Source organism: Pseudonocardia sp. Ae150A_Ps1, assembly GCF_001932315.1.
Taxonomy (GTDB): Bacteria; Actinomycetota; Actinomycetes; order Mycobacteriales; family Pseudonocardiaceae; genus Pseudonocardia.
On sequence record NZ_MCIJ01000001.1, the window covers coordinates 5592554 to 5617844 of the forward strand.

The window sequence follows — 25291 nt, forward strand, 5'->3', positions numbered from 1 at the left end:
CCGGGCCGGCGTCCTCAGTACCCGGACCCGGGCCGCGACCGGCCCGGGTCGTCGGGTTCCGCGGGCGGGACCGCGTCGACGGGGGCCACGTCGAACAGGGACCCACCGTCCGGCGCGTCGGGCGGGACGGCGGTGTCCGGCTCCGCGCCGGGCACCACGAACGGTGCCGTCCCGAGCTCACCCGCCGCGTGCCGGTGCGGCCCGGACGAGCCGGGCTCGCGGATCACCTGGAAGTGCCCGGTGCGCCGGACCCGCTGGGCGAGCGGCACGCGGTGCCGGGGCAGCGCGACCAGCTTCCGGTGGATCCGGCGCAGCCCGGTCGCCAGCGCGAAGGTGACCGGCACCGCGACGATCACCTGCCACCACGCGGTGGCCCAGAAGTGGACGAGCCCCACGAACAGCCCGGCCAGCGCCACCGCGCACAGCCGCACAGCCAGCACCTGGGCCCGCAGATGACGGCCCCGGGTGCTCTTGCGCAGCTCCGGGGCGGTCCGCGAGAGCAGCCACAGCAGGTAGAGCGCGAGGAGGCCCAGCGCGATGTACCCGGTGACCCGGCGGAGGTCCATCGCGTGGACTCGGGCCGCCCCCCCGGGGTGTGTTACGGGTCACCGCGCCCGACGGCTATGGGACCGGGTGTCCGGTACGTCCTCCGCCACGTGAGTGATCATCACGCGCTGACCTGAGCAATGCTAATGAACCGTCGTGCGGTGATCGTCATGCGTACCGCCGACGATCAGTGGGACATCACCAGCAGCGTGGGCGCGACCGCTCTCGCGGTCGCCGCCGGGCGGGCCACCGAGACCCGCCGCACGGACCGGCTCGTGGACGATCCGCTCGCCCAGGCGTTCGTCGACGCCGCGGGGCACGGCGTCGACGTCCAGGGCGACCCGCAGGACCCCGACGACCTGTGGCGCCTGCAGGCCACCTACCAGGGCGTCCGGTCCCGGTTCTTCGACGAGGCCCTGCGCGGCGCGGGGACCGGCCAGGTCGTGCTGCTCGCCGCCGGCCTGGACGCCCGCGCACTGCGGCTCGACTGGCCGTCCGGGACGACCGTCTTCGAGGTCGACCAGCCGCGCGTCCTGGCCTTCAAGGACGGCGTGATCGCCGACGCCGGCCGGGCACCCACCGCGCGGCGGGAGACCGTCCCGGTGGACCTGCGGCACGACTGGCCGCTCGCGCTGACCGAGGCCGGGCTCGACCCGGCGCGCCCGACGGCGTGGCTGGCCGAGGGACTGCTGCCGTACCTGCCCGCCGACGCCGAACGGCTCCTGTTCGAGCGGGTCCACGCGTTGTCCGCGCCGGGCAGCCGGATCGCCGTCGAGCACTTCGGCGTCTCGATCGACCGGATCGTGTCCGACCCGCACTTCCGCGCGCTCTCCGAGCGGATGCTCGGCACCGACGTCCGTGAGCTCTTCTTCGACGAGCCGCGCAGCGAGGGCCCGGTCGAGTGGCTGCAGCGGCACGGCTGGACGGTCGGGTCACGGCGGGCCGCCGACGTCGCCGCCGGCTACGGCCGCCCGCTCGACGGTGCCATCGCGGCCTCGATGGGGCAGGTGGAGCTCCTCTCGGCCGACCTCGGGTGATCCCGCGGCCGGGCGGCGCGGGCCGCCCGGCTCGTATGCTTGCCCGCGGCCCACGGACGCCGGGACCCGCGTCCCCCGCGGAGCAAGGAGCGCCCCATGACCGCACTCGAGGACCCCACCGCCACCGGGACGTCGCAGGCCGCCCGGTCGGCGGGCCGGCACCTGTGGATGCACTTCGCCCGGATGCACGGCCGGGACGGGGTGAACCCGGTCCCGGTGATCACCCGGGGCGAGGGTGTGCACCTGTGGGACGACCGGGGCAGGCGGATCCTTGACGGTCTGGCCGGCCTGTTCGTGGTCCAGGCCGGTCACGGTCGTCGCGAGCTCGCCGAGGTGGCGGCGCGGCAGGCGTCGGAGCTGGCGTACTTCCCGGTGTGGGGCTACACCACCCCGCCCGCCGCGGAGCTGGCCGAGCGGCTCGCCCACCTGGCACCCGGGGACCTGAACCGGGTCTTCTTCACCTCCGGCGGCGGGGAGGCCGTGGAGAGCGCCTGGAAGGTCGCCAAGCAGTACTTCACGCTGCGCGGCAGGCCCGCCAAGCACAAGGTGATCAGCCGGGCGACCGCGTACCACGGCACCACCCACGGGGCGCTGGCGATCACCGGCCTGCCGGCGATGAAGAAGGACTTCGAGCCGCTCGCGCCCGGCGGGTTCCGGGTGCCGAACACCAACCTCTACCGGCACCCCGAGTTCGACGGCGACGCCGAGGCGCTGGGCCGCTGGGCCGCGGACCGGGTCGAGGAGGCGCTCCTCTTCGAGGGCGCCGACACGGTCGCGGCCGTCGTCGTCGAGCCGGTGCAGAACTCCGGCGGCTGCCTGACCGCGCCGCCGTCGTACTTCGCGCGGCTGCGGGAGATCTGCGACCGCCACGACGTGCTGCTGGTCTCCGACGAGGTGATCAACGCCTTCGGCAGGCAGGGGCACCCGTTCGCCTGCGCGAAGTTCGGGTTCACCCCCGACATCGTCACCTGCGCCAAGGGCATGACGTCGGGTTACGGCCCGCTCGGCGCGATGATCGCCTCGGACCGGGTGATGGAGCCGTTCCTGGCCCCGGGCGTCACGTTCCCGCACGGCTACACCTGGGGCGGGCACCCGGTCTCGGCCGCCGTCGCGCTCGCGAACCTCGACCTGATGGAACGCGAGGACCTCTACGGCCGGGTCCTCGGCAACGCCGCGGGGTTCGAGACCACTCTGCGCAAGCTGCTGGACCTGCCGATCGTCGGTGACGTCCGTGGCGACGGCTACTTCTGGGCGATCGAGCTGGTCAAGGACCGGCAGACCCGGGAGACCTTCGACGCGGGGGAGCGGGAGCGGCTGGTCAAGCAGTTCCTGCCCGGCGCGCTGCTGGACAACGGGCTCTACTGCCGTCCCGACGACCGCGGCGACGTCGTCGTGCAGCTCGCCCCGCCGCTGGTCGCCGGGCAGGCCGAGTTCGACGAGATGGAGCAGATCCTGCGGCACACCCTCACCGAGGCGTGGTCGCTGGTCGGCTGAGGCCCCGGGCCGTGTCCCTGTTGTTCCCGAACTCATCGGTAACTACGTGGGGTCCCCACGACGCCGCGGTGCGGCGGCGGTCCGAACGGGGGTTCCATGACGACGGACGGACCGAGCGGCACCCGTGAGGTGGTGGTGGCCCAGTCGCGGTCGCACACCGAGCGCACGATCCTGCGGCGCTGGGCCGAGGAGCACCATCCCGGCTCGGTCGTCGTGCCCCTCGGCGTGGGGTCCGACGTCCCGTCCGCGCTCGGGGAGTCGCTGCACTCCGACGACGCCACCGTGATCGTCCCGGCCCGGGTCACCTGGGTGACCCCGGAGTCCGACGAGCCGGGGGCGGTCCGCAGGCTCGCCGGGCTGGCGACCACCGCCGTCATGCGGATGGCGTGGTCGCCGCTGCACCCGTCGATGGCCCGGCACCGGCGGGACGCCGCGCGCGTCGTCGCGGGGGAGCCCGCGACCGTCGCCGACCTGGTCTCCCGGTTCGTCGCGCAGGAGAACGGGCGGCCGGGGTCGCACGGCTTCGCGCGGTTCGTCGCCCGCCAGGCCGTCCTGGCGTGCGACCGGGCCGAACGACGCGTGCTGGGTGACCGGTACAAGGTGCCGCGCCGGATGGTCGAGCAGATCACCTCGTCGACCCGGTTCCCGGCGCTCGTCGAGCGGCTCGCGCGCCGGACCGGGCAGCCGGCCCCCGAGATCGAGCGCCGGCTCGAGTCGTGCCTGCACGAGATGGCCGCGGTGCAGAGCCCGCCGGCGATCGACGTCTTCCGGGCGATGATGGGGCCGATGCACTCCCGGGCCTGGGACGTCCAGGTCGACGAGTCGGGCCTGGAGCGGCTGCGCGAGCTCAACAAGGAGCACGCGCTGGTGTTCCTGCCCAGCCACCGCTCGTACGCCGACCCGCTGCTCTTCGCCGAGGTGCTGCACGACCGCAACTTCCCCCGCAACCACGTGCTCGGCGGCAACAACCTGTCGTTCTGGCCGATGGGGGCGCTCGGCCGGCGCGCGGGCGTCGTGTTCATCTGCCGCAGCTTCGGCGGCGACACCGTCTACAAGGCGGCGATCCAGGAGTACCTGGGGCACCTGCTCGCCAAGCGGTTCAACCTCGAGTGGTACATCGAGGGCGGCCGCAGCCGCGCCGGCAAGCTCCGCAAGCCGCGGATCGGCCTGCTCCGCTACCTCGTCTCGGCGATCGAGGACCGCCCGGAGCTCGACGCCGTGCTCGTGCCGGTGTCGATCGCCTACGACCAGCTGCACGAGGTCGGCGCGATGGCCGCCGAGCAGCGCGGCGGCGAGAAGAAGGCCGAGGGCCTGGGCTGGCTCTACCACTACTTCCGCGACCAGCGCCGGCACATCGGTGCCGCGCGGGTCCGATTCGCCGAGCCGATCGGGTTGCGGCAGGCACTCGCCGACGCCGGCGAGGGGTCCGCGCAGCTGGACAAGGTCGCCTTCCGGGTGTGCGCCGGGATCAACCGGGTCACCCCGGCCACCGCGACGTCGCTGGCGACCTTCGCGCTGCTCTCGGCGCGGGACCGGGCACTGACCCTGCAGCAGGTCCGGGAGGTCGTCGCGCCGCTGGCCGACTACCTGGAGTCGCGCGGCGTCCCCGTCCCGATCGCCGAGCTGCGCACCCGGCACGGCCTGCGGATGACGCTCGACCGGCTGGCCGAGGCCGGCGTCGTGACGATCTTCGAAGACGGCACCGAGCCGGTCTTCTCGATCAGCTCGGGCCGCCACCACGTGGCCGCCTTCTACCGCAACGGGACGCTGCACCACCTGCTCAACCGGGCGTTGCTCGAGGTGGCGCTGCTGCGCATCGGCGACGCCGAGGACCTCGTCGAGGTCGCCTGGCGGGAGCTGGCCCGGCTGCGGGACCTGCTGAAGTTCGAGTTCTTCTTCTCGACCCGCCGGGAGTTCCGCGACGAGATCCTGCACGAGCTCGATCTCGTCGACCCGGACTGGCGCTCGCGTGCCGCGGCGCCGGCCGACGTGCGCGGCGCGCTGCGCCAGGCGCCGCTGCTCGTCGCCCCGGGCGTGCTCCGCTCCTTCCTGGACGCCCAGCTCGTCGTCGCCGACCGGCTCGCCGCGCGGGACGACGAGGCGCTGACCGAGGAGGGGCCGTTCCTCGAGGAGTGCCTCGGCGTCGGCGGCCAGATGCTCCTGCAGCACCGGCTGGACCGGGCCGACTCGGTGTCCCGCGAGCTCTACGCCACCGCGGTGCGGCAGGCGGGCAACCGGGGCCTGCTCACCGACGCGGGCGACGGCGCGGCCGATCTCGGTGAGCGCCGCCGGATGTGGCGGGACGAGGTGACGGGCGTCATCGACGACCTCGGCCGCCTCGCGCAGCTGCAGCGCGCCCGGCTCGCCGTCGTCCTGGGGTCGGCGACGGACGGCTCCCGGTCGGCGGACCCGGTACCCGCGGCGCCGGCCGTGGCGTCCGACAGTGACCACGCACGTGCGGAGGGGGACAGTGGTGTCGCGAGCTGAGACCGCCCGGGCCGAGCGGCTCCGGGCGATCCGGGAGGCCCCGCCGGGGCCGGGGACGATCGCGTACTTCGACTACGACGGCACCGTCATCGACGGGTATTCGGCAGGTGCCTTCTACCGGAAGCGCCTGCGCGAGTTCGACGTCGGCCCGGTCGAGATGGCGCGCACGGTGCTGTCCGGCATGCGTGGCATCCGCACCGATGACGACTTCAAGGAGTTCCTCTCGATCACCCTGGCCACCTGGAAGGGCCGCAGCGAGGACGAGCTGCACGCACTGGGCCGGTCCCTGTTCAAGGAGGAGATCGCGGGTGCGCTGCACCCGGAGGTGTGGGAGCTCGTCGCCGCGCACCAGGAGCAGGGTCACCAGGTCGTCATGGCGTCGTCGGCGACCCGGTTCCAGGTCCAGCCGATGGCCGAGGAGCTGGGCGCCGACCGGGTGCTGTGCACCGAGCTGGAGGTGCGCGACGGCGTGCTCACCGGGCGGGTCGCCGGCATCTCGCTGTGGGGCGCCGGGAAGGCCGCCGCGGTCCGTGCCGACGCCGAGGCACAGGATGCCGAGCTCACCGACTGCTTCGGGTACGCCAACGGCACCGAGGACGCCGAGTTCCTCTCCGCGGTCGGCAACCCGGTCGCGGTGTCGCCGACCGACTCGCTGCGCCGGGTCGCCGTCGAGCTGGGCTGGCCGGTGCTGGACTGCGCGCCCCGCGGCGGGCTCCTCCCGGACGTCGCCGACGTCGCCCGCACCGCCGTGTTCTACGGCGGCATGGCGGGCGGGCTGGCCGCCGCGGCCGGTGCCGGGCTGCTGCACGGCTCGCGCCGCCGGTTCGTCGACCTGGCCGCGTCGGTCGGGTCCGACGTCGCGTTCGGACTGTCCGGGATCGACGTCGAGGTGACGGGCGCGGAGCACCTCGTCGCCGCCCGGCCGTGCGTGTTCGTGTTCAACCACCAGTCCAAGTTCGACGTGCCGGTCCTGATGAAGCTGCTGCGCGGCAGCTTCACCGGCGTCGCGAAGAAGGAGGCGGCGCAGATCCCGGTGTGGGGTCAGCTGTTCCAGATGGCCGACGTCGCCTTCATCGACCGCGGCGACAGCCGGCAGGCCCGCGAGGCGCTCCGGCCGGCCGTCGCCAAGCTGCGCGACGAGGGCATCTCGCTGGTGATCGCCCCGGAGGGCACCCGCTCCCCGACGCCGCGGCTGGGCCGGTTCAAGAAGGGCGCGTTCCACATCGCGATGCAGGCCGAGGTGCCGATCGTGCCGGTCGTGATCCGCAACGCCGGCGAGATCATGTGGCGCGGCGCACAGACCCTGCGGGCGGGCACCGTGCAGGTCGCCGTACACCCGCCTGTCGACACCACCAACTGGGTGCCGGAGAACGCCGGGAAGTACTCCGAGGAGATCCGGGACCTGTTCGTCGACACACTGACCCAACTGGCCGGAGGGCGGCACCCGATGAGCGACGTCCCGCTGTCCTGGGGATCGGTCCGCGAGATGTCGCCGTTCGAGGTGATGATGTGGCGCGCCGAGGCCGAGGCCGAGGCCGAGGACCCGCGCTACCGCTCGCCGGTCCTCGCGGTCGAGCTGCTCGACACGAAGCCCGACCGGGACCGGCTGGTCGCGGCCGTCGACTGGGCGACCCGGATGGTGCCGCGCTTCCGGGAGCGGGTCCGCGAGCCGCTGGCCGGGCTCGGCACCCCGTACTGGATCCACGACGTCGAGTTCGACCTGCACTACCACCTGCGACGGGTGCGGATCCCCGGTGCGGGCCCCGGGTTCTGGAGCGAGCTCGGCCCGATCGCGGAGCAGTTCGCGATGACCCCGTTCGACCGGGAGCGGCCGCCGTGGGAGGCGATGCTGGTCGAGGGGCTGCCCGGTGGCCGTGCCGCGTTCCTGCTGAAGCTGCACCACGTGCTGACCGACGGCATGGGCGCGGTCCAGCTGCTGTCCCAGCTGCACAGCCGCAAGCGCGAGCATGACGAGACGAAGCCGCAGCCGCCGGCACCCGCGACCGAGGCGCCGGACCCGTTGGCCGAGATGGACCGGCTGGTGCGGCGCGAGGCCGGGATCGTGCCGTCGGCGGCGCGCGCGGCCCGGGACCTGTTCGGGGCGCTGACCCACCCGCTGACCGCGGCCCGCGAGACGGCCCGCTACCTCGACTCGGCGGTGCGGGTGCTGTCCCCGCCGTCGGGTGGCGGCTCCGAGCTGCTGCGCCCGCGCGGGCTGTCCTGGCGCTTCGTCGCGGTCGACGTCGTGTTCGCCGACCTGCGGGCGGCCGGGAAGTCGGTGGGCGGCTCCTTCAACGACGCCTACGTGGCCGCGCTGCTCGGCGGGTTCCGGCACTACCACGAGCGCATGGGCCGGCCGGTCGGTGCGGACACCACGCTCCGCACGTCGGTGCCGGTGTCGGTACGCCGCGACGGCGACTCGTCCGGCGGGAACCGGTGGGCGCCCGCCCGGCTGGCCGCGCCGATGGGCGTGACCGACCCGGCCGAGCGGATCCGGGCGGTCGGCGAGCAGATGCGCGCGGCGCGGGGCGAGCCCGCGCTGGAGAGCACCGACGTCGTCGCGCCGCTGCTGGCGCGGCTGCCGGGCCCGCTGCTGACGCTGGTCGCCGGCGGGTCGACGGCCGGGAACGACCTGCAGGCGTCGAACGTGCCGGGGCTGCGATCGGAGGCGTTCCTGTGCGGCGCGCGGATCGAGCGGGTCTACCCGTTCGCGCCGCTGCCCGGCTGCGCGGCGATGATCTCGGTCGTCACGCACGGCGACGTCTGCTGCGTCGGCGCCAACCTGGACGCGGCGGCGATCACCGACCGGGACCTGTTCGCCGAGTGCCTGGCCGCGGGCTTCGACGAGGTGCTCGCGCTGCATCCCGGCGCCGCGGCGCCCATGATCGTGAGATGACCGCGTTCCACCGGGGCGGCTCCGGCGAGCCGCTGCTGCTGTTGCACGGCGTGACGTCGTCGTGGCGCGCCTGGACGCCGCTGCTCCCGATGCTGGAGGAGCACCACGACGTCTGGGCGGTCACGATGCCCGGGCACCGCGACGGCCCCCCGCTGCCCGACGGCGAGTTCTCCATCGACGTCATGGTCGACGCGCTGGTCGAGCAGCTCGACGAGCTCGGGATCGACGAGATGCCGCACGTCGTCGGGAATTCGCTCGGCGGCTGGGCCGCGCTGGAGCTGGCCCGGCGCGGGCGGGCCCGCTCGGTCGTCGCGCTGTCCCCGGCCGGGGCGTGGGCGCTGCCGAAGGACCTCTACCGGCTGCTCGCCACCTTCCGGGTGGGGGCGCTGCTGGCCGGGTGGACGCCGGTGCGGCTGCTCGCGTCGTGCGGGCTGGTCCGGCGCCTGCTGCTGCTCACCCTCGCGGAACGCGCCGACCTGTACTCGGCCGAGGACGTCGCCGTGCTCTTCGACGATCTCGCCGCGTGCACGGTGCTCGACCCGCTGCTGTCCGCGGCCAGTATGGAGACGGCCATCGTGCCGTTCGACGAGCTGCCCTGCCCGGTCCGGATCGCCTGGTCCGGTTCGGACCGCACGATCCCGTACGGCCGCTACGGCCGCCCGCTGATGGACGCCGTCCCCGGCGCCGAGCTGGTGGTGCTGCCCGGTGTCGGGCACGTGCCCATGATGGACAATCCCGCGCTGGTGGCGTGGACGATCCTGCAGCACACGCGCTACCAGCTGGCGTCCTGACCGGTTCTCAGCCGTCGCCCTGCTCCTGCTGCGCGGCGATCGCGGCGAGCGTCTTCACGATCGCGGCCTCGGCACGCGGGCCGTCGACGTCCAGCCCGGACAGCACGCCGTCGCCGTCCTCCTGTTCCAGCAGGGCGAGCAGGATGTGCTCGGTGCCGACGTAGTTGTGGCCCAGCCGCAGCGCCTGGCGGAAGGTGAGCTCGAGCGCCTTCTTCGCGGCCCCGTCGAACGGGACGAGGTCGGGCACCTGCTCCACCCGCTCCGGCAGCCGCGCGACGGCGGCCTCGCGCAGCGCGTCCGGCGTGACCCCCTGGGGCTCCAGCAGGACGACGGCGAGCGCCTGCGGGTCGGCCGCCAGGCCGAGCACCAGGTGCGCCGGGGTGATCCGGTCGTTGCCGGCGCTCCTGGCCTCGCTCTGCGCCGCGACCACGACGCCGCGGGCGCGCGGGGTGAACCGTTTGAAGCCCTCCTCGGGGTCGACCGGCTCGTCGGGCTTCGGGACGAAGCGCTTCTGGGCGGCCTGTTTGGACACGCCCATGCTGCGGCCGATGTCGGTCCAGGACGCGCCGGAGCGGCGGGCCCGGTCGACGAAGTGGCCGATCAGGTGGTCGGCCAGGTCACCGAGGTGGTCGCCCGCGAGCACCGCGCCGGAGAGCTGCTCGAGCGGGTCGGAGTGGACGTCGGTGATGGCGGAGATGAGGTCGTCGAGCCGGACGGTCCCGGTGACGGGGGACGGAGTGGTCATGCGTCAACTGTAAGTTGACGATCTTAGGTCGTCAACCGTGGGTTGACCGCGATTCGCCGTGCATGGTCGGTCGCTCATCGCTACGTTGCGCATCCGCGATGTCACCTGATCGGGTGAGGTGAGGGTGTGCGACGGAAGCGTGTGGCGCAGGGCCTCGTGGTGCTGTGCGGGGTTCTCGTGCTGTCCGGGTGCACCCGGACCTCGATCGAGGGTCTGCAGGTCCGCTCCGGACCGGGCACCGGTTTCGCGGTCGTCGGGACCATCCCGGAGTCCGGGACCCCGGTCCGGATCGGCTGCTGGCAGCGCGGGGAGGCGGTCCGCGGCGACACCGTCTGGTATCGCATCCTCGGCCCGCAGGAGGGCTGGGTGACGAACTACTACATCCGCACCACCCGCGAGCTCGGCAGCAACCCGTCCTGCTGAGGTGCTCACTCGTGCTCGGGCAGCAGCGGGACCTGCAGTCCCTGGTCGCGGCCGAGCTGGGTCGCCCGCGACACCGAGGAGGCACCGAACCGGCGGCGCACCTCGTCGAGCGCGGTGTCCAGTGCCGGGCCGGCGTGCGCGTCGAGGGGGAGCTCCAGCTGCACCGCGTCGTCGCGGTCGAGGTTGGTCAGCGACAGTCCGAGCAGGGTGATCCCGCGGTCCCGGATCTCCGGCGTCGCCGCGACCAGCAGCCGCCGGGCCGCCGTCAGGATCGTGGGCGTGTGCGCGGTCGGCACCGGGAGCGTGTGCGAGCGGGTGACGCGGGCGAAGTCGCCGAACCGCAGACGCAGCACGACCGTGCGGCACACCCGCCCGCCACCGGTCTCGCGGGGCGCCCGCAGTCGCCGTGCCAGCCGGTCGACGGTGCCGGCCAGGATCGCGTCGAGCTCCTCCGGGGTGCGGGGCCTGCGGCCGAGCGCGCGCTGCGAGCCGATCGACCGCCGCGAGCGGTGCGTGTCGACCGGGCGGGGGTCGCGCAGGTGGGCCAGCGCGTGCAGGTGCCGCCCGCTCGCCGGACCGAGGAACGACACCAGCGCGACCTCCCGGGGCGTGCCCGCGATCCGGGCGAGCCCGCCGACCTCGAGGAACGCCTCGTCGATCGACAGGCCCTCCACCTCGGGCGTGGTGTCCCGGAAGATCGCGAACACGGCCCGGCTCGCCTCGGAGTAGGCCGCCATCCGCGGTGGGACGACGATCACGCCCGGGCAGTGCGCGCGGGCCTGGCCGCCGTTCATGGCGGTCCGCACGCCGAACGCCCTGGCCTCGTAGCTCGCGGCCAGCACCACCCCGCCACCGACGATCACCGGGCGGCCGCGCAGCCGTGGGTCGTCCCGCTGCTCGACCGCCGCGTAGAACGAGTCCAGGTCGGCGTGCAGGATGGTGGCCAGGCCGCGCACGAACATATGTTCGCACGATCCGGCCGGGTGGGCCAGACTCCGGTACCGGTCAGTGCCCGCCGCTGCGGCCCCGCCACCGGGACAGCGCCGTGCGGGCGGCCTCCGCGACCCGCGCATCGGGATGGTGCGCACCGACCTCGGTGAGCACGTCGCCGAGCCGGGGATGGTCCAGCCGCCAGAGCTCGTCGAACACCTCCGCGGCGTCGGCCGGGAACTCCCGGGCGAACAGCGCGGGCCACTCGTCGGACCCGATGGTGTCGACGGTGACGGCGAGGACGTCGATCGAGGCCTGCAGCAGCAGCTCCGGCTCGAGCGTGCCCGGGTCCAGCTGCCCGCGTGCCACCAGGCGGCGCGCCACCTGGGCCCGGTGCGGACCGTCCAGGTGCCGGCGGAGCAGGCCGTCGACGACGTCGTCCCCGAACCTGTCCGCGGCGACGCCGGTCGCCGTCAGCACGACGACGAGCGGGCGCCCCGGTGCCAGCGCCCGGTCGACGAACGCCGCGACCGCACGGTCCGGGTCGGGCTGCGCCGCGTGCCAGGCGTCGATGTCGCGGCGCCACTCGGTGGGCGTCACCTCGCCCGCCAGGTCGACGATCTCCTCGACCGACGCCACGGCCGGATCGGGGCGGGTCGGGAACTCCAGGCTCTCCGCGGCCAGCACCAGCAGACCGCAGGCGACGCCACCGGGGGTGAGCGTGACCCGCCCGCCGGACCGGACGTCGGCACCGAGCACGTCGTCCTGCTCCAGGGTGGAGTCCGACCACTCGGCGAGGCCGAGGCGCTCGAGACGGGTGACGAGCATCCGGGCCGGGAAGGCCCCGTCGCCCGCGGGGCCGCCGTCCCAGCCCAGCACCAGGTCGAGCAGGGCGGCGAGATCGTCGAAGGGCATCCCCTCGACCGGGTGGCGCAGCAGCGCGAGGAACGCGGGGGTGGCGTCGTCGGCGGGCTCGGGGACAGGGGTGCCCTGGTCGAACCCGTCCTCGTCGAGGAGTTCCTCGCCGTCGGCCCGGCCGAGCTGCTCGGCGAGGATCTCCAGCGCGTTCCGCCCGTCCTCGTCGTCGGTCCCGGCGGGCGGCTCCTCGAGCAGGCCGTCGAGGACGTCGAGCGGCTCGGCCCCGTCGGGCACCCGCCGCTCCCCGGTGACGGTCAGCACGCCCTGGTCCCGCGCGGCGAGCACGAGGTCCTCGTGCGCGGTCGTGTCGTCGAGCCCGCCGAACCGCCCGCCGGCGACGAGCCGGCCGTTCTCGTGGTGCACCGCCCCGGCCCGGACCGCCGTCTCCAGCACCCAGGTCAGGACCGGGAGCCGGTCGGCACGGTCGAGCCGGGCGAGTCGAGGTCGTCGGTGCCGAGCTTCCCGGCCAGCTCCCGGGCGTCGGCGATGCGCAGGTTGCCGGTCCTCGTCAGGACCCGGCCCGACGGCCCGCACCAGGTGGCGAGCGCACGGGCGTCGGCCAGCACCGTCGCCGCCGCGGCCGAGGCGGCGCGGTCGGCCGGTCCCGGGATCCGGACCGGGTCCGGGGGCGTGCCGAACTCGTCGAGCACCGGGTGGACGCCGCGGGCCTCCAGCTCGTCGTAGTCGTCGGCGTAGGCGGTGCACAACCGCCGGACCTGCGACGGCCGCGGGCTGTCCGGGGTCAGCAACCCGCGCTCGTCGAGGTACTCGACGAACGACGCGACGCTGAGCGGGACCAGCCGCACCGGCAGCCGGTACTCGGTCATGACACGCGGGCACCAGCCGTCGAGGAACGTCTCGACGTGTGCCAGCGGCCACGCGGCGAGGTCGCCGTCGGCCTCCAGCCACTTGTACTGCAGCAGCAGCTCCGCCGAGACGGGCTCGGCGACCAGGTCGTTCTCGTCGAGCCAGTCCGCGAACCCGCTGATCAGCCGGCCCGCGCACTCGTGGAACGCCTCGTCCTCGTCCACACCGAACTGCATGCGCATGGCCCGAGTGTGCACCGCGTCCTCCCGCCGTGGGGATCGGCGTGTCCGGAGCCGCCCGGCGCGGGAGGGGGCAGGATGGGCGGAGATGACGACCGTGTTCGCCTTGTTGATCGCCGTGGCCGCCATGGTCGGCAACACGATCGCCGCGCTGTGGGAGGCCCGGGGCAGCAGGCTGGCCCGGTACGGGCGCCCGGTGTGGCAGCAGCCGTGGTTCCTCGCGGGCCTGTTCGCGGACGTCGTGGCCTGGGTGCTGACCGTCGTCGCGCTGCGGTACCTGCCGGTGTTCGCGGTGCAGTCGATCCTGGCGGGCGCGATCGCGCTCACCACGTTGTCCGACCACGGCTGGAACCCGTGGAACCTGGCGTGGCGGGACCGGTGGGCCGTCGTCGCCGTGCTGGCGGGGCTGGTGCTGGTCGCCGCCGCGGCCGAACCGGACCGCCCGGAGGCGCTGCCCCCCGCGGCGACCCCGGCGCTGCTCGTCGCGTTCGTGCTGATCCTCGTCGCGACGCCGTTCGTGTGGCGGACGGGACGCCCGATGCTGCTGGCGCTGCTCGCCGGGCTCGGGTTCGGCGGCACCGCGCTCGCCGTGCGCGCCCTGCACCCCGGGCCGCTCCGCTGGGACACGATCGGGGACCTGCTGCTGGACCCGCTGGTGTACGGCGTCGTCGTGATGGGGGTGCTCGGCGTCCTGGCGTTCGCGAAGGCGCTGCAGAACGGCCCCGTCGGCCCGGCGACGGCGGTGCTGTCGGTGACCGAGGTCGTGGTGCCGGGCGTGGTCGGGATCGCGCTGCTCGGCGACCGGATCCGGGACGGGTGGGCGGGCGCCGCGCTGATCGGCGTCGTCGTCGCGCTCGCCGGGGTGATCGCGCTGACCCGCACCGACCCCGAGGCCGAACGGCACCGGGTGCACTGACACACCCGCCCGGGAAGTCATCCGGCGCACGCCGCGTTCCACCGGCATGACGACGACCGGTACCGACGCCCGCACCGAGCACGCCGCCTGGAAGGCCGCCCGCGAGGAGACGCTGCGCGAGCCGCACGGCTGGCTGTCGCTGACCGCCCTGCACTGGCTCGACGACGGCCCGGGCACGGTCCCCGGCCTCCCCGGCACCTGGCGGGCCACCGGCGGCGGGACGGTGACGGTCACCGCGGCCGCCGCCGACGGCGTCGTGCCGCCCGGCGCCGACACCCCGCTCGACGGCACCGTGGACCTGCACCCGGTCGACGGTGCGCCCGGCGTGATGGTCGCCGTCGGCGACCGGATGGTCGAGATCGCCCGCCGCACCGACTCCTCCGCGCTGCGGATCCGGGACCCGCACGCGGTCACCCGCACCACCTTCACCGGGGTCCCCGCGTACCCCTACGACGAGGCCGCCGTCGTCGACGCCGCCTTCACCCCCTACGACGAGCCGCGCCGGATCACCGTCGACGCGGTCGTCGACGGGCTGCAGCACTTCCCGACCGCCGTCGGCGAGGTGACGTTCCGCCACGGCGGCGCACAGCAGCGCCTGGTCGCGCTGTCCGGGAGGGACGGCGGCCTGTCCCTGCACTTCCGCGACGCCACCTCCGGCGACACCACCTACGGCGGGGGCCGGATCCTGAAGACCGCCGACCCCGGCGCCGACGGCGCGCTGCGCCTCGACCTCAACCGCGTGGTGAACCTGCCGTGCGCCTTCACCGCGCACGCGACCTGCCCGCTGCCGCCCGCCGGGAACCACCTCGACGTGGCGGTCGAGGCGGGGGAGACGCTCCCACCGCGCCCCGATCTCGCCTGACTGTGAGGGTGGGTCCATGCGCGCCGTCGGACTCACCACGCACGGAGGCCCGGACGTCCTCGAGGTCCTCGACCTGCCCGAGCCGCACGCCGGCCCGGGGCAGGTCCGGATCCGGGTGTCCGCGGCCGCGGTCAACCCGACCGACACGCTCCAGCGCTCCGTCCGGCGCCAGGAGACGGACCCGCCGTGGGTGCCCGGGATGGACGTCGCGGGCGTGGTCGACGAGGCCGGGGACGACGTCCCGCTGCGGGTGGGCGACCGGGTGATGGCGATCGTCGTCCCGGACGGGACGCACGGCGGCTATGCCGAGCACGTCGTCGTCCCGGCCGGGTCGGCCGTCCCGCTGCCCGACGGCGTCGACGAGACCGCCGCCGCGACGCTCCCGATGAACGCCCTCACCGCCTGGCTGGCGCTCGACGAGCTGGCCGTCCCGCGCGGAGGGACGGTCGCGGTCACCGGTGCGGCCGGGGCGTTCGGCGGGTACGCCGTGCAGCTCGCCGTGGCCCGCGGCCTGCGGGTGGTCGCCGACGCCGCCGAGCGGGACACCGAGCTCGTCGACGGGCTGGGCGCACACGTCGTGCTGCCCCGCGGCGACGGGTTCGCCGGGTCGGTCCGCGGTGCCGTCCCCGGCGGCGTCGACGGGCTGGCCGACGGCTCCCTGCAGGGCGACGCGCTGCTGCCCGCGGTCCGGGACGGCGGCCGGATCGCCACCGTCCGCGGTCACCGCGGCACCGCGGAGCGCGGCATCACCTGGCACCCGGTGTGGGTGCGGACGGTCGCCGAGGACCGGGAGACGCTGCTCGCGATCCGCGACCTCGCCTCGTCGGGCAGGCTCACCCCGAGGGTCGCCGCCACCTGGCCCGCCGGGGACGCCGCGGAGGCCCACCGCGCCCTGGAGGTGGGCGGGCAGCGCGGCCGCGGAGTGCTGCTCTTCCGGTAGGCCGAGCGGTTGCAACCTCGCCGCAACCCGTGTCGCGCGTCACGACGGTGGTGCTCACTGCTCCCGTTGCCCCGATGACCGCGGCAGGGACGGCGAGCGCCCCGTGGTCGCGGCGAACCGCTCGCAGGAGGTGCTCACGTGACCACCACGCAGGAGAAGTCCGCGGCGCGCACGACCGCGGAGGGCTGGCTGGACGCCTTCGGCGAGGCGCTGGCCGCCCGGGACGTCGACCGGGCGGTGTCGCTGTTCGCCGAGCAGAGCTACTGGCGCGACCTGGTCTCCTTCACCTGGAACCTGAAGACGGTCGAGCACCACGCCGGTGTCCGCGACCTGCTCGAGAACACTCTCGAGGGCACCGACCCGTCGCGGTGGGAGCTGTCGGCGGAGCCGGCCGAGGCCGACGGCGTCACCGAGGCCTGGTTCACCTTCGCGACGGCGGTGGGCCGCGGCTCCGGCCACGTCCGGATCGTCGACGGGAAGGCGTGGACCCTCCTCACCACCCTCGACGAGCTCACGGGGCACGAGGAGCCGATGCGGGAGAACCGCCCGTTCGGCACCGAGCACGGCGCCAACCCGGACCGGGTCACGTGGAAGGAGCGGCGCGAGGAGGAGCTGTCCGAGCTGGGCCGCACCCGCGACCCCGAGGTCGTGATCATCGGTGGCGGCCAGGGCGGCATCGCGCTGGGTGCCCGGCTCCGGCAGCTCGGCGTCCCGACGATCATCGTCGAGCGCAACGAGCGCCCCGGCGACTCCTGGCGCAGGCGCTACAAGAGCCTCGCCCTGCACGACCCGGTCTGGTACGACCACCTGCCGTACCTGAAGTTCCCGGACAACTGGCCGGTCTTCGCCCCGAAGGACAAGATCGGCGACTGGCTCGAGTTCTACACGCGGATCATGGAGCTCAACTACTGGGGCTCCACGACCGCGCGGTCCGCCGAGTTCGACGAGGCCACCGGCCGCTGGACCGTCGTGGTCGACCGGGCGGGCGAGGAGGTCACCCTCCGCCCGCGCCAGGTCGTCGTCGCGCTGGGGGTCTCCGGCAAGCCGAACGTGCCGGACTTCCCGGGCCGGGAGCAGTTCCGCGGCGGGGTGCAGCACTCCTCGCAGCACCCCGGGCTGGACGCCTACCAGGGCAAGAAGGTCGTCGTCATCGGGTCGAACAACTCGGCCTTCGACATCTGCGGCGCCCTCTGGGAGGTCGGCGCCGACGTCACGATGGTGCAGCGGTCCTCGACCCACATCATCAAGTCCGACACGCTGATGGAGTACGGCCTCGGTGACCTGTACTCCGAGCGCGCGGTCAAGGCCGGTGTCGACACCTACACCGCGGACATGATCTTCGCGTCGCTGCCGTACCGGATCATGGCGCAGTTCCAGAAGCCGGCCTACGACAAGGCCCGCGAGGTCGACGCCGAGTTCTACCAGCGGCTGACCGACGCCGGGTTCGAGCTGGACTTCGGCGACGACGACTCCGGCCTGTTCATGAAGTACCTGCGCCGGGGCTCGGGCTACTACATCGACGTCGGCGCGGCCGAGCTCGTCGCCGACGGCAAGGTGAAGCTGGTCCGCGGCCAGATGCAGGAGTTCACCGAGAAGGGCGTGCGCCTGACCGGATCGGACGGAGCCACGGTCGAGCTCGACGCGGACCTCGTCGTCTTCGCCACCGGCTACCGGTCGATGAACGGGCTCGCCGCCGACATCGTCGGCCAGGACGTCGCGGACAAGGTCGGGAAGGTGTGGGGTCTCGGGTCCGACACCACCAAGGACCCGGGCCCGTGGGAGGGCGAGCAGCGCAACATGTGGAAGCCCACCCAGCAGCAGAACCTCTGGTTCCACGGCGGCAACCTGCACCAGAGCCGGTTCTACTCGCTGTGCCTCGCTCTGCAGCTCAAGGCGCGGCAGGAGGGCATCTCCACGCCGGTCTACGCGCTGCAGGAGCGGCACCACCTCTCCTGACCGCCGAGCAGGGGATCCCGTCCGGGCCCGCACACCCACGTGGTGTGCGGGCCCGGCGGCGTGCGCGCCACCGGCGCCGCACACGGGTTACGGTGCGCCGGTGACGCCACCTCCCGGGCCGGTGCCGGCCGCGCGTGCGCTGTGGGAACGCCTCGAACCGGTGCACGACGTCGTCTACTTCACCCCGGAGGCCCGCGCCGCCGCCGAGGCGGCCGGCTACCGCGGCTTCTGGCGGGGCTACTTCGCGATGCGCGCCGCCCCGCTGGGGCCGGTGGGTCCGGCGCCGGTGACGGCCGCGTTCCACAACTTCCACCCGTCGATGCCCGCCCGCGCGCTGCCGGAGGTGTGGTCGCTCGCCCCGCCCGCCGCCGCCCTGGACGCCCGGTCGTCCGGCGCGGCCGCCGCGCTGCGGCGGATCGGGACCGGCCCGGTGGACCGGGCCGCGGAGCTGGCCTGGGCGGCCGCGTCCGAGGTGGACGTCGAGGGCCGGGTGCTCGCCGCCGCGAACGCGGCACTGCCCCGTCCCGGCGGCGCGGTCGAGACGCTCTGGCAGGCGACGACGACGCTGCGCGAGCACCGCGGCGACGGCCACGTCGCCGTCCTGGTCGCCCGCGGCGTCGGCCCGGTCGCCGCGCACCTGCTCAAGGCCGCCGCGGGGGAGACCGACGCCGAGTGGCTGCGCACCGCCCGCGGGTGGAGCGACGACGACTGGGCCACCGGGACCGAGGACGTCCGCCGCCGCGGCTGGACCGGCCCCGACGGGACCCTGACGTCCGCCGGGGCCGCCGAGCACACCGAGATCGAGCGGCTCACCGACGCGGCCGCCGCCCGGCCGTGGACGGCGCTCGGCGGGGACCGCACGGACGAGCTCGCCGCGCTGCTCGACCCGCTCGCGTCCGCGGTGCTCGCCGCGGGCGACGTCCCCGAGCGCAGCCCGGTCGGGCTCGTCCGGTCCACCGGGGAGTCCTGAGGTGCGCACCGCGACGACGGTCGAGGCGTCCGGGGGGAACTGGGCGGAGACCGTCGAGTTCGTGACCGAGGCCGAGAAGCTCGGGCTCGACGACTGCTGGGTCGCCGAGGCGTGGGGCTCCGACGCGCCGTCCGCACTCGGCTTCCTCGCCGCCCGCACCGACCGGATCCGCCTCGGCTCCGGGGTGATCCAGGTCGGCACCCGCTCCCCGGTCGCGGTCGCGCAGGCCGCGCTCACCCTGCACGACATGTCGCAGGGCCGGTTCGTGCTCGGGCTCGGCCCGTCCGGCCCGCAGGTGATCGAGGGTCTGCACGGGGTGCCGTTCGACCGCCCCCTGACCCGGCTCCGGGAGACGATCGAGGTGATCCGCGCGGCCTGCGCCGGCGAGCGGATCTCGCACGACGGCGACACCGTCGCGATCCCGCTGCCCGGCGACCGCGGTCGCCCGATGCGCCTGTCGACCACCCCGGTGCCGGACCTGCCGGTGTTCGTCGCGGCGCTCTCGCCGCGGATGCTGGAACTGACCGGCCGGGTCGCCGACGGCTGGCTGGGCACCAGCTTCGTCCCGGAGGGCGCCGCGGCCTACCTGTCCCCGCTGGACGCCGGGCTCGCCGCGGCCGGGCGCACCCGTGCCGACGTCGAGCTCTGCCAGGGGGCCGAGGTCGCGTTCGCCGCCGACCCCGGCGAGGAGGCCGCGATGGTCGACGCCCGCCGCCCGGGGATCGCGTTCAGCCTCGGCGGGATGGGCACGGCGGAGCAGAACTTCTACTTCGACGCCTACCGCCGCCAGGGCTGGGGCGAGCGGGCCGACGCCGTCCGCGCCGCCTGGCTCGGCGGCGACCGGGCGGGTGCCGCCGCGCTCGTCACGGACGACATGGTGCTCGGCACGACGCTGATCGGCACCGAGGAGCGTGTCGCCGCGCGGCTCCGGGACTGGGCGGCGGCCGGGATCGGCACCGTGCGCCTCTACCCGGCGGGCGACACCCTCGACGAGCGGCTCACGACGCTGGCCCGGGCGATCGGTCTCGCCCGGGCCACGTGATCCTCCGGCCCCGCCGCGGGGAGCACGGCGGGACCGGGGTGCACCGCCGGGTCAGACGTCGGCGGCACGCTTCTCGGCGAACCTGCGCCAGCCGGTCCAGGCCAGTCCGGCGAGGAGCAGGAGGTAGAGCACGATGGTGATCGGGCTGGAGACCAGGACGGCGGGGTCGTTCTCGGAGTTGCCCATGGCGTCGCGCAGGGAGTACTCGGCGAGCGGGCCGAGGATGACCGCGATCAGCACCGGTGCGACCGGGATGTCGTAGAGCCGCATGGCGAGTCCGAGCACACCGATCACCAGCATGATCACGAGGTCGACGGTGCTGGCCCCGGCGGCGTAGACACCGAACGCGGCGAACACGGCGATGCCGGCGTAGAGGTAGGACTTCGGGACCCGCAGCAGCTGTGCCCACAGTGGTGCGAAGGGCAGGTTGAGGATCAGCAGCACGATCATCGCGAGGAAGAACCCGGCGAGCAGGGCCCACACGATGTCGCCGGAGCGTTCGAGCAGCAGCGGTCCGGGTTGCAGGCCGTACTGCTGGAACGCGGCGAGCAGGATCGCCGCGGTCGCCGAGGTGGGCAGGCCCAGTGCCAGCAGTGCACCCATCGCGGTGCCGGCGGTGGCGTTGCCGGCGGCTTCGGGGCCGGCGACGCCCTGGATGGATCCCTTGCCGAACATGGGGGTGTCGCGGCGGCGGTCGAGGCGGCGTTCGGTGCCGTAGGCGAGGAAGGTGGGGACCTCGGCGCCGCCGGCGGGGATGACGCCGAAGGGGAGCCCGTAGCCGGTGCCGCGCAGCCACGCGGGCAGCGCGGCGCGGAACTCGGCGCGGGAGAGCCAGGGGCGTCCGATGGGCAGGACGGTCTCCTGGTCGGTGGTGCGGCCGAGTTTCGCGGCCTGGTGGAACACCTCGCCCAGCGCGAGCAGGGACACGGTAATCACGACGATGGAGATGCCGTCGAGCAGGGCGGGGAAGCCGAAGGAGAACCGTGGGCTGCCCGAGGGCTGGTCGATGCCGATCAGGGCCAGGGTCAGGCCGATGGCCAGGGCGGCGAGGCCGCGGATGGCGGAGTCGGCGACGACCGCGGAGATCGCGACGAAGGCGAACACGGCGAGGGCGAGGAACTCGGCGGGCCCGAACCCGGTGGCGAGCTCGGCGAGGGTGGGGGCGAAGAACACCACCAGCACGGAGGCGATCATGCCGCCGATGAAGGCGCCGATGGCGGCGGTGGCCAGTGCCTGGGCGGCCTTGCCGCGCTGGGCCATGCGGTAGCCCTCGAAGGAGCTGGCGATGGCGGTGGAGTTGCCGGGGGTGTTCATCAGGATCCCGGCGATGGAGTCGCCGAACAGCCCGCCGAAGTAGATGCCGGTGAACATGATCAGGGCGTTGGTCGGTTCGAGGACGAACGTCAGCGGCAGCAGCAGCGCCACCGCCATCGACGAGCCGAGGCCGGGCAGGACGCCGACGGCGGTGCCGAGCAGGGCGCCGAGGAAGACGAACAGCAGTGCGGAGGGGCTGAGGACGTCGGCGAAGCCGCCGAGCAGGTTGGTGAGCTGGTCCATCACAGGCCACCTCCCAGGAGGCCGACGAAGCCTGCGGGCAGGGAGATGCCGAGCAGACCGCTGAACACGACCTGGATCGCGGAGGCCAGTGCGAGGCCGGCCAGGACGACCGGCAGCCACTTGCGGTTGCCCAGTGCGGCGGCGAGGGCGGTGAACAGGCCGGTCGCGGAGAGGATCCAGCCCAGCCAGGGCAGGACGACGATGAAGGCGACGACGCCGCCGACCGCGGTGAGCACGGCCGGGGCGTTCACCCCCTCCGGATCGGTGCGACCCGCGGGATCCTCGCCCGTGTCACCGGCGGCCGTGGCCCCGGAGGCCGGGGCGGGGCCACGGCCGCGCCGGCGGCGATCGCCGGCTCCGGGGTCCGGGCGGGGGTGTCGTACTCGCGGCGCGGCCGCAGGATGTCGAAGGCCAGCCCCACCGCGACGACGAAGCACAGCACCGCGACGATCCACGGCATCGTCGTCGGGCCGAACAGGCCGCCGTCACCGACGACCTCCATCGTCAGCGTGCCGTAGACCAGGAACAGCCCCAGCGCGGTCAGGATCGCGGGCACGACCAGCGCGCCCCTCGACAGGTGTGGCGGACGGCGGCTCATGCCAGCCCCAGCTCCTTCAGAAGATCGTCGATGCGGCGCTGCTCGCTGACCAGGAACTCGCCGAAGTCGTCGCCGTAGGCCTCGCTGCGCACCCACCGGTTGCGCTCCACCGACTCGGCCCACGACTCGGTCCCGACCATCTCGCGGGTGATCTGCTCCAGCTCCGCCCGCTCCTCCGGGGTGATCCCGGCCGGGGCGACGAGACCGCGCCAGTTCACGAGGTCGACCTGCGGCAGCCCGAGCTCGTCCATCGTCGGCGCGTCCACGCCCTCCAGACGCTCCGGGGAGACGACGGCCAGCACCCGCAGCTGCCCGGCCTCGACGAGGTCGCGGAAGTCGTTGTACCCCGAGATCCCGACGCCGACGGTGCCGGCCGCCGTCGACAGCAGGCTGAGCGTCAGCTCGCCGCCGCCCGGGTGCGGGGTGTAGACGAGGTCCTCGACCGGCACCCCGCGGGCCTGCGCCAGCTGCGCGGCCACCATGTGGTCGATGCCGCCCGCGGAGCCGCCGCCGACCGGCAGGCCGCGCGGGTTCTCCTTCCACGCGGCGAGGAAGTCCTCCAGCGTGCGGAACGGCGAGTCCGCCGGCACCGCGATCACCTCGAAGTCCTCGGCGACACGGGCGATCGGCGTCGTGTCCTCCAGGCTCAGCGGGCTGTTGGCCTGGCTGATGCCGCCGAGCATCACGGTCCCGGTGACCATCATGGTCGTCTCCTCACCGGCCAGGCCGGCGAGCTGGTTGAGACCGATCGTCCCGCCCGCGCCGGGGATGTTGACGACCTGCACGGTGTTGACGACGTTGCCCGTGCGCATGGACTGCTGCGCCTCGCGGGCGACGAGGTCCCAGCCGCCCCCGGCGGCTGCGGGGGCGATGAGGGTGAGGTTGGAGCGCGCTGCCTGACCCTGCCCGGAACGGGCGGCGTCGGCGAACGCGGTCACCGCGAGAGCGGCGACGAGGACGATTCCCAGGGCTGCAATGACCTGCCGTCGTGGCATGGCCGGAGACGTTGGCACAGATCACCGCGGTCGCCAATGTCCGGTTCCGGAAACTCTACGAACGCTGTGAACACAACGAACTGTTCCTCGACTCGTCCGTTTCGCTGGATATCGTTCCGCCGTCCGCACGCGCTTGATGGGGAGCGACATGACGATCTGTGTGGCCTACGGCCCGACGCCCGAGGGCGCTGCCGCGCTCGACCTGGCCGTCCGCGAGTCCCGGTTGCGGGGTGCGACCCTGGTCGCGCTCGCGACCGAGCGACAGGAGCGGTTCGACCCCGACTCCGACGCCCACGACGGCGGCACGCTGCGCGCCGACATCGAGGCCCGCCTCGCGTCGCTGCGGGCCGACGGCGACCCGGGCACCGACGTCCGCGTCGTCGACGACGGCGGCGACCCCGCCGAGGCACTCCTGGACCTGGCCGCCGCGCAGGACACGGAGCTGCTCGTCGTCGGGGTCAAGCGGCGCAGCCCGGTCGGGAAGCTGCTCACCGGCAGCACCGCTCAGCGGATCATCCTGGAGTCGCCGATCCCGGTGCTCGTGACCCACGCCGCCGCCCGGTAGGCGCCGGTCACCGGGCGACGGCGGTCGCGGCGGCGACGCTGGCCCGCCAGATCGCCATCGCCGACCACAGCACGAACACCTGCACCGGCAGTTCCAGCGCGTCCGGCAGCTGCGCGGCGTACGACGGCCGCAGCGCCCCCGTCCGCCACACCCGGCCGGCCTCGTTGACGGCGTCGGCCGTCGTCAGCAACGCGAACCGCCGCCCGACGCCCGACCCGGCCAGCCGGTACGTCAGGTCCCCGATCTCGATGTTCCAGTGTGGTCGCGACAGCGGGCCGTCCGGATGGTCCACGGAGCGCAGGATGTGCGCGCGCAGGTCGCCCTCCAGCGCGAACCGGGCGATGCCCTCCGAGCGCAGCGCGTAGGGATGGCCGTCGATCACGAGGTCCCGATGGCGTTGCCAGGTACGCGCCGTCCAGCCGGTGACGGGGCGGCCGTCGTGGCTCACCTCGTAGCGCACGTGGAACAGCCCGACCCGGGAGGACGTGGCACGCAGCATGGTCCGAGAGCCTGCCACCGTCGCGCCGATTCCGGGAGGATCGACGCGTGCGACGTGCGGTGGTGCTCGCCGCGATGGCGGCGTGCTCGGGTGTGGTGGACGTCTGGGCGGTCGGCTCGCTCGGCGGCGCGTTCGCCGGCGTGGTGACGGGGAACCTCGTGACGACCGGGGCCGCGACGGCAGCCGGACGGTGGGGTGATCTCGTCGCGCCGGTCGTCGCCGTCGCCGGGTTCGTCGTGGGCGTCGCGCTGTGGACGTTCGGACGGCGACGGTGGCCGGCCGCGGTCGCCGCGCCGTTGCTCGCGGAGCTGCTCCTGCTCGTCGTGCTCGCGGTGCTCTGGCCGTCGGCCGGCGCCCCGGCCGTGCTGCTGCTCGCCGGGGCCGCGATCGCGATGGGCGGGCAGAGCAGCGTCGCGCTGCGCCTGGGGGAGTCGTCGACCTACCTGACGGGCACGCTCACCGGCGCCGTCGCCGACCTCGCCGCGGGGGAGGCCCGGCGGTGGAGCGCGGTGCGCCAGCTCGGTGCGCTCGTGCTCGGCGCGGTCGCCGGTGGGCTGCTGCTGGTGCACCTGCCGGGTGCGGTGCCCGCGCTCGCGGCGGTGCCGCTGCTCGTGGCAGTGGTCGTGCAGGGCGCGGGGGAGTGGCGACGGACCTGACCTGTCACACGGTCCGGGGAATGCCGGGGCCGGGCCCGGTCGTTGGCAACGCTCAGCAGACGAGCGACCCGAGGAGTCCCGTGAGCACCGCCCTGTCGAGCCGCCTCCGGCTCAGCCCACCGGTCGCCTTCGCCGTCGTCGCGGCGACCTTCGTCTGGTTCCTCGCCGCGTCGTCGGCGCCGTCCCCGCTCTACGTCGTCTACCAGGAGCGGTTCGCCTTCACCGAGTTCACCCTCACCGCGGTCTTCGCGGTGTACGTGCTCGCCCTCATCGCGGCGCTGCTCGTCGTCGGTGCCCTGTCCGACCACGTGGGACGACGGCCGGTGCTGCTCGGCGCGATCGCGCTGGAGATCGTCTCGTTGCTGCTGTTCCTCGCCGCCGACGGCGTGGGCTGGTTGCTCACCGCCCGCGTCGTGCAGGGG

Annotated in this window: 24 protein-coding genes and 1 pseudogene; 15 read left to right on the forward strand and 10 right to left on the reverse strand. The window is 74.3% G+C overall.

Annotated features, from left to right (window positions below; translation table 11 throughout):
• Positions 1-14: 14 nt before the first annotated feature.
• Positions 15-566, reverse strand: a complete 552-nt coding sequence (locus Ae150APs1_RS26320) for a hypothetical protein (protein ID WP_075300943.1) — start codon at positions 564-566, stop codon at positions 15-17.
• 150 nt (positions 567-716) lie between these two features.
• Between Ae150APs1_RS26320 and Ae150APs1_RS26325 the strand changes: the two genes are divergently transcribed.
• The 5 genes from Ae150APs1_RS26325 to Ae150APs1_RS26355 all read left to right on the forward strand — a co-directional run bounded on the left by Ae150APs1_RS26325 (position 717) and on the right by Ae150APs1_RS26355 (position 9251).
• Complete coding sequence (locus tag Ae150APs1_RS26325) at positions 717-1583, forward strand: SAM-dependent methyltransferase (protein WP_075302633.1); 867 nt, start codon at positions 717-719, stop codon at positions 1581-1583.
• A 96-nt stretch (positions 1584-1679) separates the two neighbouring features.
• Complete coding sequence (locus Ae150APs1_RS26330; RefSeq protein ID WP_075300945.1) at positions 1680-3077, forward strand: aspartate aminotransferase family protein; 1398 nt, start codon at positions 1680-1682, stop codon at positions 3075-3077.
• A gap of 96 nt (positions 3078-3173) precedes the next feature.
• Complete coding sequence (locus Ae150APs1_RS26335; protein WP_075300947.1) at positions 3174-5564, forward strand: glycerol-3-phosphate 1-O-acyltransferase; 2391 nt, start codon at positions 3174-3176, stop codon at positions 5562-5564.
• Positions 5551-8460, forward strand: a complete 2910-nt coding sequence (locus tag Ae150APs1_RS30675; RefSeq protein ID WP_083680574.1) for an HAD-IB family hydrolase — start codon at positions 5551-5553, stop codon at positions 8458-8460. The genes Ae150APs1_RS26335 and Ae150APs1_RS30675 overlap by 14 nt, the downstream gene beginning before the upstream one ends.
• Complete coding sequence (locus Ae150APs1_RS26355; RefSeq protein WP_060572823.1) at positions 8457-9251, forward strand: alpha/beta hydrolase; 795 nt, start codon at positions 8457-8459, stop codon at positions 9249-9251. The genes Ae150APs1_RS30675 and Ae150APs1_RS26355 overlap by 4 nt, the downstream gene beginning before the upstream one ends.
• 7 nt (positions 9252-9258) lie before the next feature.
• Here Ae150APs1_RS26355 and Ae150APs1_RS26360 read toward each other — a convergent pair whose 3' ends face one another.
• Positions 9259-9996, reverse strand: coding sequence for a Clp protease N-terminal domain-containing protein (locus Ae150APs1_RS26360; protein WP_075300949.1), 738 nt, complete (start codon positions 9994-9996; stop codon positions 9259-9261).
• 126 nt (positions 9997-10122) lie between these two features.
• Between Ae150APs1_RS26360 and Ae150APs1_RS26365 the strand changes: the two genes are divergently transcribed.
• Positions 10123-10419 (forward strand): SH3 domain-containing protein, encoded by a 297-nt coding sequence (locus Ae150APs1_RS26365; RefSeq protein WP_083680542.1) that lies wholly within the window; start codon positions 10123-10125, stop codon positions 10417-10419.
• Positions 10420-10424: 5 nt separating this feature from the next.
• Here Ae150APs1_RS26365 and Ae150APs1_RS26370 read toward each other — a convergent pair whose 3' ends face one another.
• The 3 genes from Ae150APs1_RS26370 to Ae150APs1_RS26380 are packed head-to-tail and all read right to left on the reverse strand — an operon-like array spanning position 10425 to position 13316.
• Positions 10425-11381, reverse strand: coding sequence for a DNA polymerase IV (locus Ae150APs1_RS26370; RefSeq protein ID WP_170918138.1), 957 nt, complete (start codon positions 11379-11381; stop codon positions 10425-10427).
• Positions 11382-11424: 43 nt separating this feature from the next.
• A complete protein-coding gene (locus Ae150APs1_RS26375) occupies positions 11425-12660 on the reverse strand; it encodes a hypothetical protein (protein WP_075300951.1) in 1236 nt (411 codons plus the stop codon).
• A gap of 5 nt (positions 12661-12665) precedes the next feature.
• Positions 12666-13316 (reverse strand): hypothetical protein, encoded by a 651-nt coding sequence (locus Ae150APs1_RS26380; protein WP_075300953.1) that lies wholly within the window; start codon positions 13314-13316, stop codon positions 12666-12668.
• Positions 13317-13401: 85 nt separating this feature from the next.
• Between Ae150APs1_RS26380 and Ae150APs1_RS26385 the strand changes: the two genes are divergently transcribed.
• The 6 genes from Ae150APs1_RS26385 to Ae150APs1_RS26410 all read left to right on the forward strand — a co-directional run bounded on the left by Ae150APs1_RS26385 (position 13402) and on the right by Ae150APs1_RS26410 (position 19999).
• Complete coding sequence (locus Ae150APs1_RS26385) at positions 13402-14229, forward strand: hypothetical protein (protein WP_010226505.1); 828 nt, start codon at positions 13402-13404, stop codon at positions 14227-14229.
• A gap of 46 nt (positions 14230-14275) precedes the next feature.
• Entirely contained in the window at positions 14276-15091 is an 816-nt protein-coding gene (locus tag Ae150APs1_RS26390) for a DUF1684 domain-containing protein (protein ID WP_075300955.1), read from the forward strand.
• Positions 15092-15107: 16 nt separating this feature from the next.
• On the forward strand, positions 15108-16031 hold the full coding sequence (locus tag Ae150APs1_RS26395; RefSeq protein WP_075300957.1) for an NADP-dependent oxidoreductase: 924 nt from the start codon (positions 15108-15110) through the stop codon (positions 16029-16031).
• A 138-nt stretch (positions 16032-16169) separates the two neighbouring features.
• Positions 16170-17987, forward strand: coding sequence for an NAD(P)/FAD-dependent oxidoreductase (locus Ae150APs1_RS26400; RefSeq protein ID WP_075300959.1), 1818 nt, complete (start codon positions 16170-16172; stop codon positions 17985-17987).
• Positions 17988-18087: 100 nt separating this feature from the next.
• Positions 18088-18957, forward strand: coding sequence for a hypothetical protein (locus Ae150APs1_RS26405; RefSeq protein ID WP_249266487.1), 870 nt, complete (start codon positions 18088-18090; stop codon positions 18955-18957).
• 1 nt (position 18958) lies between these two features.
• Positions 18959-19999, forward strand: a complete 1041-nt coding sequence (locus tag Ae150APs1_RS26410) for an LLM class flavin-dependent oxidoreductase (RefSeq protein WP_075300963.1) — start codon at positions 18959-18961, stop codon at positions 19997-19999.
• Between the two features lie 51 nt (positions 20000-20050).
• Here Ae150APs1_RS26410 and Ae150APs1_RS26415 read toward each other — a convergent pair whose 3' ends face one another.
• From Ae150APs1_RS26415 to Ae150APs1_RS26430, 4 genes are read right to left on the reverse strand one after another with little or no spacing between them, the layout of a single operon-like run.
• Positions 20051-21556, reverse strand: a complete 1506-nt coding sequence (locus Ae150APs1_RS26415) for a tripartite tricarboxylate transporter permease (protein ID WP_075300965.1) — start codon at positions 21554-21556, stop codon at positions 20051-20053.
• Positions 21556-21807 carry a tripartite tricarboxylate transporter TctB family protein gene (locus Ae150APs1_RS32290; protein WP_075300967.1) on the reverse strand — a complete coding sequence of 84 codons (252 nt, stop codon included), beginning with the start codon at positions 21805-21807 and terminating at the stop codon, positions 21556-21558. Before Ae150APs1_RS32290 ends, Ae150APs1_RS26415 begins: the two co-directional genes overlap by 1 nt.
• A complete protein-coding gene (locus tag Ae150APs1_RS32295; RefSeq protein ID WP_075300969.1) occupies positions 21804-22154 on the reverse strand; it encodes a hypothetical protein in 351 nt (116 codons plus the stop codon). Before Ae150APs1_RS32295 ends, Ae150APs1_RS32290 begins: the two co-directional genes overlap by 4 nt.
• The gene (locus Ae150APs1_RS26430) at positions 22151-23149 is read right to left on the reverse strand and encodes a tripartite tricarboxylate transporter substrate-binding protein (protein WP_075300971.1); all 999 of its coding nucleotides are present in this window, start codon (positions 23147-23149) and stop codon (positions 22151-22153) included. Before Ae150APs1_RS26430 ends, Ae150APs1_RS32295 begins: the two co-directional genes overlap by 4 nt.
• A gap of 148 nt (positions 23150-23297) precedes the next feature.
• On the opposite strand from Ae150APs1_RS26430, the gene Ae150APs1_RS26435 reads away from it, so the two are divergent.
• Positions 23298-23714 (forward strand): universal stress protein, encoded by a 417-nt coding sequence (locus tag Ae150APs1_RS26435; protein ID WP_075302639.1) that lies wholly within the window; start codon positions 23298-23300, stop codon positions 23712-23714.
• 7 nt (positions 23715-23721) lie between these two features.
• Here Ae150APs1_RS26435 and Ae150APs1_RS26440 read toward each other — a convergent pair whose 3' ends face one another.
• Positions 23722-24213, reverse strand: coding sequence for a hypothetical protein (locus tag Ae150APs1_RS26440; protein WP_010243560.1), 492 nt, complete (start codon positions 24211-24213; stop codon positions 23722-23724).
• Between the two features lie 47 nt (positions 24214-24260).
• Between Ae150APs1_RS26440 and Ae150APs1_RS26445 the strand changes: the two genes are divergently transcribed.
• Both Ae150APs1_RS26445 and Ae150APs1_RS34000 read left to right on the forward strand, forming a co-directional pair.
• A complete protein-coding gene (locus tag Ae150APs1_RS26445) occupies positions 24261-24869 on the forward strand; it encodes a DUF1275 family protein (protein WP_139317198.1) in 609 nt (202 codons plus the stop codon).
• Between the two features lie 20 nt (positions 24870-24889).
• Positions 24890-25291, forward strand: a pseudogene (locus Ae150APs1_RS34000) (MFS transporter); the annotation flags it as partial.